Source organism: Pseudonocardia humida, assembly GCF_023898865.1.
GTDB lineage: Bacteria > Actinomycetota > Actinomycetes > Mycobacteriales > Pseudonocardiaceae > Pseudonocardia > Pseudonocardia humida.
The window spans coordinates 1-9,948 of sequence record NZ_JAGSOV010000111.1 but is presented as its reverse complement, the minus strand read 5'-3'; the positions used below and the strand labels follow the sequence as shown (position 1 = coordinate 9,948).

Here is a 9,948-nt window from a genome sequence, read left to right as displayed (position 1 = left end):
GGGGCGGGCGACTGCGCCGTCGCCCGCGATGAGCGCGTCGCCCCCGCCCGCGCCGTCCAGGGTGTCCGCGCCGCCCGCGCCGACGACGCAGTCGCCCGCCCCGGAGCCGGTGGTGGTGTCGGCGTCGTCGGTGCCGACGACCAGGAACGGTCCGGTGGCGCCCGGACGGTCCTCGGCGGCGACGAACCGGGGCGTGGCCGCGGTGAGCTGCACGCTCTCCGCGAAGGTCGTCAGGCCGGCGTCGGTGCACTCGGACGGCACGGGCACGGCGGGGACCGCGCGGGCCGACCGCGCGCCGAGCGCGGTCGTGCTGGTCGTGCCGGTCGTGCTGGTCGTCGTCGCCGTCGGGGCGGGGATCGGGGTGCCGGACGGGGCGAGCCCGTTCGCGGTGATCTGGAGGGTCGTGCCCGGCTGGGCGTCGGTGGCGATCGTGCGGGCCGCGCCGTCGAGCAGCGAGCAGTACGACGCGGTCGGCCGCTGCCGAACTGGACGGTCAGCGCCCGGTACAACAGCCCGTTCGGATCGGTGCAGGTGCTGGCGCTGCGGACGCACTGGCTCGCGGTCGCACCGGAGGCCAGCAGGAACTGGATCGTGGCCGGCACCGAGCCCCGGTAGACGATCGACAGGCCGACCGTCCTGGCTGTCGTGGTGAGGCCGAGGAACTGCAGGGACTGCCCGGTGCGCTGCCCGCCGAGCACGACGGTGGCCGCGCTCGCGGTGCCGGTGCTGCCGGCCTCGGTGTCGGAGAACCGGGCCGGCGTGTGCCCCGGGAAAGGGTCGCCGACACCCGTCAGGGCGACGAGCAGGAGTGCCAGCAGCGGCGCCGTGACGGGGTGTCGGCGAAACGCGCCCGAATGGGCCGGCGTGCGCGGAGATGAGCGGGAATTGTGGGCTCCTTGATTACGCCTGGAGCAGGTTGAAGGTCGAGGTGATCGCGATCGTGTCGCCCTGGACCTTGTTGTCGACGATGCCTGCGAGGTCGGGGAGGGCGAACCGGAGGGTGTACGTCGCGGTGGCGCCGGCGGCCAGCGTCCCCGGCAGCGGCAGCCCGCTGGTCACGAACGCGCTGAGCGCGACCGCGTTCGCCGGGCCGGCCGGACCGGCCACCACCGCGACCGTCATCTGCTCCGGCAGGCTGCCCGCCGCGGCACACGCGTTGGCCGCGACGCCCTCGGCGACGTACTCCGGCTCGGTGCAGGTCCCGTCCGTGCCGGTCATTATCAACGAGCTGGTCAGCGCCCCGGGCAGGGAGCCGGTGTCGGACACCGTGAACGTGACGTCCTGGGTGAACCCGGGCGTGACGTCGACGGCGGCGAACAGGTTCACCGTGCCCGGGGCCGCTCCGACCACCAGGTCGAGGGGTGCCGGCCGCGATCGTGCCGTCGGGACCGGACTCGGTGTCGCTGAACGCCGCGTAGGTGCCGGCTCCGATGGCGGCCACGGCGAGCACGACGGCAGCGATCCCGACCGCGATCCGGGACCTGGGTGCTCTGCAGAAGCGTCATGGAATGGTCTCCATCGGTGGTCCTCGGGTACTGCGCCGTACGGGCTCGCGAGTACCCGGTAGCCAGCGGGAGGCTCCCCGGGAACGATCCCGATCGGGTGGATGAACGCCATTCCGTCGTGTTCGGAAATACGCTGTGAATGGTTGACGGAGAGTGAGCGGGAATCCGTTCGCGAGGAGGGGGCACCATGGGTGGCAGCCACCGGACCACGGAGCGCAGCCGCAGCGGCGCGCCCGGCCGGGTCCTGCGCTGGGTCGTGGCGCTGGCGATGCTGGGCGCGGTCGGGCTGGCGGTCGCGGTGGCGCTGGTGCCCGCGGTGGCCGGCGGCACGGCGCTGACCGTGCTGTCGCCGAGCATGCGCGGGACGCTCGCCCCGGGTGACGTGGTGGTGATCCGGCCGCGGCCGGTCGAGGGGATCGCGGCGGGCGACGTCATCACGTTCCTGGCCCGCGACCCGATGTCCAGCAGCACCCGGGTCGTCACCCACCGGGTGGTCGAGGTGCAGCCCGGCCCGTCGTTCCGCACGCGGGGCGACGCGAACCAGGACGCCGACCCGGGCGTCGTCGCGGCGGCCGACGTGCGCGGGGTGATGTGGTACCGGGTGCCGTGGGTCGGCGGCGTCGCCGTGAAGCTGATGACCCCCGCGGGGGCCGTGACCGGGGCCGGCGCGGTGGTGCTGGTGCTGGGGGTGGTGCTCCTGCTGGGGGCCCGGAACCGGCGCGGCGGCGCGTAGCCGCGGCCCCGCCGGGCCAACGAGTCGCACGTCACAGCGTCGCGACCTGGTACTTCGGCTGCCCTCACCCGCGCGGACCACCCGTCGGCGCCTACCCTCGACGGGGTGCTGTCCTCCGTCACCCACGCCCGGGTGATCGTCGACGAGTTGGTGCGGTGCGGCGTCGCCGACGCCGTGCTGTGCCCCGGGTCGCGCAACGCCCCGCTCTCGTTCGCCCTGCAGGCCGCCGACGCGGCCGGGCTGCTGCGGCTGCACGTGCGCATCGACGAGCGCACGGCCGGGTTCCTGGCGCTCGGGCTGGCGGCGCGGTCCGGACGGGTCGTGCCGGTGTGCACGACGTCCGGCACGGCGGTCGCCAACCTGCACCCGGCGGTGCTGGAGGCGGCGCACGCCGGCCTGCCGCTGCTGGTGCTCAGCGCCGACCGGCCGGCCGAGCTGGTCGGCACCGGGGCCAGCCAGACGATCGCGCAGCCGGGGATCTTCGGCTCCGCGGCGCGGGCCGTGCTGACCGCGGCGCCGGGGGCGTCGGCGGCGCTGCTGCGCTCGATCGTCGACCGGGCGGTCGCGGCGGCCGGCGCGGGGGCGCCGGGCCCGGTGCAGCTCAACGTGCCGTTCGCGGAGCCGCTGGTGCCCGGGGCGGGCGACGGCCTCCCGCCCGGGCGGGCCGGCGGGGCCCCGTGGACCGCGGTCGCGCGGCCCACGCCGGTGGTGGCGCCGCTGCCGCTCGACCCGTCGGCGCCGACGCTGGTCGTGGCCGGTCACGGCGGTCCGCCGGTGCGCACCGGCGCGCCGGTCGTCGCCGAGCCGACCTCCGGGGCGTGGCCGGGCTCCGTGCGCAGCGGTCCGTGGTTGCTCGACCGGCCCGACCTGCGCCCCGCCCAGGTGGTCGTGGTGGGGCGGCCGACGCTGCACCGGCCGGTGCAGCGGCTGCTGGCCGATCCGGGCGTGGCGGTCTACGCCGTCCAGGACGGTCGCGACCCGCAGGGCTGGACCGACGTGGCCGGCAGCGTGCGCGCGGTCGGCGCGCTCCCGGAGCTGGAGCCCGACGCCGACTGGCTGCACCGCTGGAAGGTGGCCGACGCGGCCGCCACGGCGGTGCTCGACCGCGACCTCGCCGGCCCGACCGGGCTCGTGCTGGCCAGGGCGCTCGTCCCGGCCCTGCCCGACGGCGCGCAGCTGGTGCTGGGCTCGTCCAACCCGGTGCGCGACGTCTCGCTGGCCGCCGTGCCGCGCGCGGGGCTGCGGGTGCTGTCCAACCGGGGCGTGGCCGGCATCGACGGCACCGTCTCCACCGCCGTCGGCGCCGCGCTCGCCCACCCGGGGCCCACCGTCGCCCTGATGGGCGACCTGACCCTGCTGCACGACACGACGGGCCTGGTCATCGGGCCCGACGAGCCGGTGCCCGACCTCACGATCGTCGTGCTCAACGACCGCGGGGGCGGCATCTTCCACCTGCTCGAGCAGGGCGCCCCCGAGCACGCGGGCGCGTTCGAGCGGGTCTTCGGCACCCCGCACCGGGTCGACATCGGCGCGCTGGCCGCGGCGACGGGCGCGGCCCACCACCGGGCGGAGGACGTCGCGGGTGTGGTGTCCGAACTCACCCGTCCCGTCCGGGGGGTGCGGCTGGTCGAACTGGTGGCGGACCGCAGTGAGCTACGAGACCGGCACGAGCTACTCCGAACAGCTGTACGCAATGCGGTGGACGGTGCAATGCTCGACGTCACCGGCTAGGCCGATCGGTCACCGGTCGCCTTCGTACGGTAACGGTATCGGCCCGACGGGCGACAATGACCGCGGAGCTCCCCAGCACCCGATCGGACGCCACGCGGCCGGTCGCTCCCGTTCCGTCGAGGTGTCGCCGTGACCAGCAGCGCCGCCGGGCCCGCCCGCCCGACCGTCCCGTGGAACGAGCTGCGCATGCCGGCCGTCGAGTCGGTCGCGCAGCTCTCGCTGGTCGTCATCGCACTGGTGGCGACCGGCAGGCACGACCCGTCCGGCTGGACCGGGCGCACCACCGGGGTCCTGGTCTTCGCGGCGGCCACCGGCGCCGCCCTGCTGCTGGCCACCGGCGGCTTCGTCAGCGACAACCGCCGGGCCGTGCGGATGGCCGGCGCGGTCGCGGTCTTCGCCGGCATCGTGCTGCTGCCCGCCGCTGTGGGCATCCCCCCGGCCTCCGGCATGTGGGCCCTCGCCTCCGACGTGGCGCTGCTCGGGGTGGTGGGCTTCCTGGTGCTCGCGGTGCGCGCCTCGGCCGACCGCCGGGCCGACCGGATCGCCGCCGCGGTCGTCGGCGTGGTGGTCGCGGTGGCCACCGCCGCGCTGTCCGCGGTCGCCGGGCTGGCCCCGGACGTGGTGCCGCCCGCGGCCCTCCTGCAGGCCGCCGACCTGGTCGTCTGGTCCGGCGCCGGGGCCGCCGCGCTGGTCGTGTTCATCGCGGGCGCGGTCGCCGACCGGGCGCTCCTGCGCGGCACGGCGCTGGCCTTCGCCACGCTCGCCGCGGCCAACGCCGTGCGCATCGCCGCCGACGCGGTGGTCGCCGCCCCGGCGGTCGCCGCGCTGCAGCTGGCCGCGGTCGCGATGCTGCTGGGCGTGGCCGTGCGGTTCGTCCGCGTCGAGGTCCGCAGGGTCGTCGACCGCCGCGGCAGGCTGGTGGCGGCCGAGGCCGCGGTGGCCGCGGCGGCCGAGCGCGAGCGCGAGCTGCAGCAGCTGGCCGGCGGGCTGGCCGGGGCGGCGGACGTGCTCTCCCGCGAGGGCGCCGCGCCCGGCCCGGAGGACCGCAGGCTGCTCGCCGCGGCCGGCGCCGAGTTCGAGCGGATGCGCGAGATGCTCGGCGGCGAGCCGGGACCCTCCCGCGGCGAGATCGGCACCGTCCTGCGCGACCTGGCCGTCGTCCACCGGGCCAACGGGCTCGACGTGCACGCCGAGGTCGACGGCGACCCGCACGCCCAGGTCGACGTCGGCCTGCTGGCCAGGGTCCTGACCAACCTGCTGGTCAACTGCGCCGAGCACGCCCCGGGCGCGCGGGTGTGGCTGCGCGCCAGCCCCGCCGAGGGGCGGCTGCGGATCGAGGTCGTCGACGACGGGGCCGACCCGGCGCCCGAGTCGGTCGCCGCGCTCGTGCAGCGCGGCGGGCGCGGACCGCGCCCGGCCGGGTCCGCGCTGGGCCTGGCGATCAGCGCCGGCCTGGCCGAGCGCCACCACGGCAGGGTCACCGTCACCACGGTCGACCCGGTCGACGGGACCGGCGCCGGCGGCTGCATCGCCGTGCTGGAGCTGCCGGTCGCCGACGAGCGGACCGACCGGTGAGCCCGCGCGGCGGGTCGACCGTCCTCGTCGTCGACGACCAGGCCCTGGTGGCCTGCTCGATCGCGCTGGCGCTGCGCGGCTACGGCATGGCCGCGGCCGCGGTCCCGCCGGCCAGGGTCGCCGAGTTGGCCGAGCGCAGGCCCGCCCCGGCAGGCGGGCTCGTCCTGCTCGACCTGGACCGCGCCACCGAGCCCGTCGCCGTCGTGACGGCGCTGTGCCGGGCGGGGTGGCGGGTGCTGCTGGTCACCGGCACCGCCGCCGAGACGGCCGTCGCGCTGGCCGTGGCGGCCGGCGCGAGCGGGCGGGTGCACAAGACGCGCCCCCTGGAGGAGCTGGTCCGGGTGGCCACCCTGGTCGCGGGCGACCGGCCGGTCATGACCGAGACCGAGCGCGCCCGCCTGCGGGCCGTCGCCGAGGCCGCGCAGCTCGCCGCCCGCCGCGACCGCGACCGCTGGAGCCGGCTCACCCCGCGCGAGCGCGAGATCGTCGACCGGATCGCCGCCGGACGCCGCCCGGCCGCCATCGCCGACGAGTTCGTCGTCTCGCTGGCCACCGTGCGCAGCCACATCCGCTCGATCCTGGCCAAGCTGGGCGTCGGCTCCCAGCTGGAGGTGGCCGCGCTGGCCAGGGCGCGCACGACCTGACCCCGAACGCACACCCAGGTCGAGCGAACGGCGCACTGGACCAACCACGCTGGGCGAACGCGCCACCCGCTCGCCGAGCACCTCCCGCCCCCGGCTGAGCGAACGGCGCTCTCGCCCAACGAGGCTGGGCGGACGCGCCACTCGCCCGCGGTGGGGCGAGAGTCGCGTTCGCTGCGTGGGGTGGGGCGAGAGTCGCGTTCGCTCCACCCGGTGGGACGAGAGTCGCGTTCGCTCCACCCGGCGCAACGGGAGTCGCGCTCGCGCCCCCGGCGAGGCGGCGCGCAGCGCCGCGAGCCGGGCCGAGCCCCGGGGGGCGCGCAGCGCCCACCCCACCCCTTCCCACCCCCTGCTGGAGCTGAGGACGCCCGCCGCATCGGGCGCGACGAGCCCGCCTCCCCTCCACGCCGCGGCACGAGAGTGGCTCTCGTCCAGTCCCGTCGGACGAGAGCCACTCTCGTTCGGGCGGGCGGAGCGGAGGCGCCGGGTCTCGTTGCGCGATCCGGGCGAGAACGCGGTGGGGGCGGCGGGTCAGCCCCCGCGGACGCCTTCGAGCGCGTCGCGGACGGCGGCCAGCTTCGCGGCGGCCTCGCGGACCTCGGTGTCGGGGTCGGAGTCGGCGACCACGCCGCAGCCGGCGAACAGCCGGGCCACCGGCCCGTCCAGCTGGGCGCAGCGCAGCGCGATGCCCAGCTCGCCGTCGCCGTCGCCGTCGACCCAGCCCACGGGCCCCGCGTAGCGGCCGCGGTCCATGCCCTCCAGCTCGGCGATCAGCGCCACCGCGGCCTCCCGCGGCGTGCCGCCGACGGCGGCCGTCGGGTGCACGGCCTCGGCGAGGCGCAGCAGGCTCGCCGGGGCGTGCGCGTCGAGGGTGCCGCTGACGTCGCTGGACAGGTGCGAGACGTTCCGCAGCGTGATCACGTCGGGGGTGTCGGGGACGTCGAGCCGGCCGCACAGCGGGCGCAGCGCCGCGGCCAGCGAGTCGACCGCGAGCTGGTGCTCGTGGCGGTCCTTCGGCGAGTCGAGCAGCCGGCGGGCCAGCGCGGCGGCGTCGGCGGGGTGGCCGTCGGCGTCGGGCCAGAGCGTGCCGGCCAGCACCCGGGACCGCACGGTGCGCCCACCGGTGCGGCTGACCAGCATCTCCGGGGTGGCCCCCACCAGCCGGTCGACCGAGTAGGCCCAGCACGTCGGGTACCGGTCGGCCAGCCCGCCCAGCAGGAACCGGGGGTCGAGCGGGGCGTCGGCGACGGCCAGCAGGTCGTGCGCGAGCGCGGCCTTCTCCAGCTCGCCGGCGCGCATCCGACGCACGGCGTCGGCGACGGCGCGCCGGTAGCCCGACACCGGGAGGCGGCCGTCGGCGTAGCGGATGGTGCCGGTGCGCCGAACCGGGCTCACCGCGCGCACCGGGGTCCGGTCGTCGCCGGTGAACTCGGTCACCCACGTCCGGTCGCCGCGCCGCCCGACCACGACCCTGGGCACCACGAGCGCGGAGCCGGGGGACTCCGCGGCGAAGGTGAAGCTGGCGAACGCGACCGGCCCGGAGCCGGGCTCGTCGACCTCGTCGCGCACGTCCAGGCGCTCGGCGAACGAGCGCCACCACGCGTCGGCGCGGGCGAACCGGTCGGGGCCGGTGGCGCTGAACCGGGCGGCCTCACCCCACCCGACGAGCCCTTCGCCACCCCGGACCCAGCACAGCGGGTCGTCGTCGGGCAGCAGGTCGAGGAGCCGGCCCGGGTCGTCGATGGGGTGCGTCCGCACGCGCAACGAGGTGGGGAGCGGCGCGATCGTCACCCTTGCGAGAGTAGGAGCCCGCGCGGCCCGATGCCCGTCCGGCCGGGGAGGCGCGGGCCACAGCCGCGGCGTCGATACGATCGGGTGATGAGCAGCGGCACCCCGGACGCGCCGCCCGACCGGACCACGGTCCGGGCCGTCGACGAGCTGGCCGACCTGCTGCGCCCCGCCCTGCGCCACACCCGCCGCCGGCTGCCCGAGGTCGTCGCCGGGCTCGCCGTGCTGGCCGCCCTGGTGTCGGTGCTGGCCCTGGTCGGCGCCTGGATCGACGACCGCGCGATCGCCGCCAACCCGGCGGTGGCCCAGGCCGAGGTGCTCGACGGCTCGTCGTTCGCCCGCACGCTCGTGCGGTTCACGGTGGCCAACGGCGAGGCCGTGGTCCCGGAGCTGGGGGTGTACTACCCGCGCGGGCTGGAGGTCGGGCAGACGGTCGCCGTCGAGTACGACGTCACGAACCCCGACCACGTGCGGGTCGCGGGGCGCAGCGTCCTCGACGGCGTGCTGCCGCTGCTGCTGCTGACCGTGGGCTCGTGGGCGGTGCTGGTGCCGACGGCGGTGTGGCTGCGCAGGCGGCGGGCCCGCTCGGACGCCGCCTGAGCGGAGTCGGGGGCGTCCCCGATCGGCGACAGGCCTTAGCGTGGATCCCGTGACCCGCGCCGGCCTGGACCGCAACCCGAACGACGTCGCCGCGATGTTCGACGGTGTGGCCCGTCGCTACGACCTGACCAACACCGTGCTCACCGGCGGGCTCGACCGCCGGTGGCGGGCGTTGACGCGGCAGGCGATGCGGGTCGGGCCGGGCGACCGGGTGCTCGACCTCGCGGCCGGCACCGGCGTCTCGGCCGCCGAGCTGGAGCGGTCGGGGGCGTGGTGCGTCGCGGCCGACTTCTCGCTGGGCATGCTGCGGGCCGGGGCGTGGCGCGAGGTGCCGATGGTGGCCGCGGACGCGCTGCACCTGCCGTTCGCCGACGCGTCGTTCGAGGCCGTGTGCATCTCGTTCGGCCTGCGCAACATCGTCGACGTCGACCGCGCCCTCGCCGAGATGGCCCGGGTGACCCGCCCCGGCGGGCGGCTGGTGGTCTGCGAGTTCTCGCAGCCGGTGTGGGCGCCGTACCGCGCGGCCTTCCACGCGGCGCTGAGCACGGTGCTGCCCGCGGTCGCCGCGCGCGTGTCCAGCAACCCGACGGCCTACAGCTACCTCGGCGAGAGCATCCAGACCTGGGACGCCCAGCCCGACCTCGCCCGGCGGATCGGGGCGGCGGGCTGGCGGCAGGTCGCGTGGCGCAACCTCGTCGGCGGGGCCGTGGCCCTGCACCGCGGCGTGCGCTGAGCCGTCGTCACGGCCCGGCGTCGCCGTCGGGGCGGCCCTCGGCCTCCCAGCGGTTCCGCACCGCCACCGGCACCAGCAGGTTGGCCAGCCAGCGGCGCAGCGCGGGCGGGCGGACCACCGTCACCCCCGCGGTGATGACGAGCGACAGCAGGACGATCCGCAGCAGCACGGACCCGCCGGCGAGCATCGGCGCGATGAGGGTCTCGAAGGCCGCGGTGAACAGCACGACCACGGCCGCGGTCAGGACCAGCGAGGCGACCCGCGACTGCTGGGAGTCCGGCGCGGACGGCCCGGACGGGCGGGCCGGTGCCGTGGTGGGCGCCGGTGGTGGGGCCGGGGCGGGTGGCTCGGCCGGGGCCGGCCGGGCCGGCTCGTAGCGGCGCCGCTCCGCCGGTGGCGAGCCGCCCTGGCGGGGCGGGGCCACCGGCGAGGCCGGGCGCGGCGGGGTGCCGGACGGGGTGCGGCGTGCGTAGCCGTTCGGCCCGGTCCCGCTCGGGCCGGGGAAGCCGCCGGGGCGCTCCGGCTCCGGGACCCGGGGGCGCCCGTTGCGGGCGGGGGTCTCCGGGGCGGCGGGTCGGGGGGCGGCGGGCGGCGGCGCGGCGAGCGGTGGGGCGGGTCGGCCCCTGGCCTCGACGCCGGCGG

The 9,948-nt window shown here is 77.6% G+C and carries 9 protein-coding genes and 2 pseudogenes; 6 read left to right on the top strand and 5 right to left on the bottom strand.

What is annotated here, in order from left to right; genetic code table 11:
* The 3 genes and pseudogenes from KDL28_RS39785 to KDL28_RS42370 form a co-directional block, all read right to left on the bottom strand.
* Positions 1 to 552: hypothetical protein (locus tag KDL28_RS39785; protein WP_372497180.1), on the bottom strand; the 552-nt coding region annotated here is incomplete at its 3' end.
* 348 nt (positions 553 to 900) lie between these two features.
* Positions 901 to 1,350, bottom strand: a complete 450-nt coding sequence (locus KDL28_RS39780) for a hypothetical protein (protein WP_252446662.1) — start codon at positions 1,348 to 1,350, stop codon at positions 901 to 903.
* A 22-nt stretch (positions 1,351 to 1,372) separates the two neighbouring features.
* Positions 1,373 to 1,450, bottom strand: a pseudogene (locus KDL28_RS42370) (SipW-dependent-type signal peptide-containing protein); the annotation flags it as partial.
* Positions 1,451 to 1,692: 242 nt separating this feature from the next.
* Here KDL28_RS42370 and KDL28_RS39775 point away from each other — a divergent pair.
* From KDL28_RS39775 to KDL28_RS41990, 4 genes are all read left to right on the top strand, one after another.
* Positions 1,693 to 2,238: a signal peptidase I gene (locus KDL28_RS39775; protein ID WP_252446661.1), complete on the top strand. Its 546-nt coding sequence runs from the start codon at positions 1,693 to 1,695 to the stop codon at positions 2,236 to 2,238.
* A 105-nt stretch (positions 2,239 to 2,343) separates the two neighbouring features.
* Positions 2,344 to 3,969 (top strand): 2-succinyl-5-enolpyruvyl-6-hydroxy-3-cyclohexene-1-carboxylic-acid synthase, encoded by a 1,626-nt coding sequence (gene menD / locus KDL28_RS39770; protein WP_252446660.1) that lies wholly within the window; start codon positions 2,344 to 2,346, stop codon positions 3,967 to 3,969.
* A gap of 129 nt (positions 3,970 to 4,098) precedes the next feature.
* Entirely contained in the window at positions 4,099 to 5,544 is a 1,446-nt protein-coding gene (locus KDL28_RS41995) for a sensor histidine kinase (RefSeq protein ID WP_252446659.1), read from the top strand.
* Entirely contained in the window at positions 5,541 to 6,188 is a 648-nt protein-coding gene (locus KDL28_RS41990) for a helix-turn-helix transcriptional regulator (protein ID WP_252446658.1), read from the top strand. The genes KDL28_RS41995 and KDL28_RS41990 overlap by 4 nt, the downstream gene beginning before the upstream one ends.
* 528 nt (positions 6,189 to 6,716) lie before the next feature.
* Here KDL28_RS41990 and KDL28_RS39755 read toward each other — a convergent pair.
* Positions 6,717 to 7,976 (bottom strand): isochorismate synthase, encoded by a 1,260-nt coding sequence (locus tag KDL28_RS39755; protein WP_252446657.1) that lies wholly within the window; start codon positions 7,974 to 7,976, stop codon positions 6,717 to 6,719.
* 87 nt (positions 7,977 to 8,063) lie between these two features.
* Between KDL28_RS39755 and KDL28_RS39750 the strand changes: the two genes are divergently transcribed.
* Positions 8,064 to 8,573, top strand: a complete 510-nt coding sequence (locus KDL28_RS39750) for a DUF3592 domain-containing protein (RefSeq protein ID WP_252446656.1) — start codon at positions 8,064 to 8,066, stop codon at positions 8,571 to 8,573.
* 49 nt (positions 8,574 to 8,622) lie between these two features.
* Positions 8,623 to 9,306, top strand: a complete 684-nt coding sequence (locus KDL28_RS39745; RefSeq protein WP_252446655.1) for a demethylmenaquinone methyltransferase — start codon at positions 8,623 to 8,625, stop codon at positions 9,304 to 9,306.
* 7 nt (positions 9,307 to 9,313) lie between these two features.
* Here KDL28_RS39745 and KDL28_RS39740 read toward each other — a convergent pair.
* A pseudogene (locus KDL28_RS39740) lies at positions 9,314 to 9,948 on the bottom strand (hypothetical protein); the annotation flags it as partial.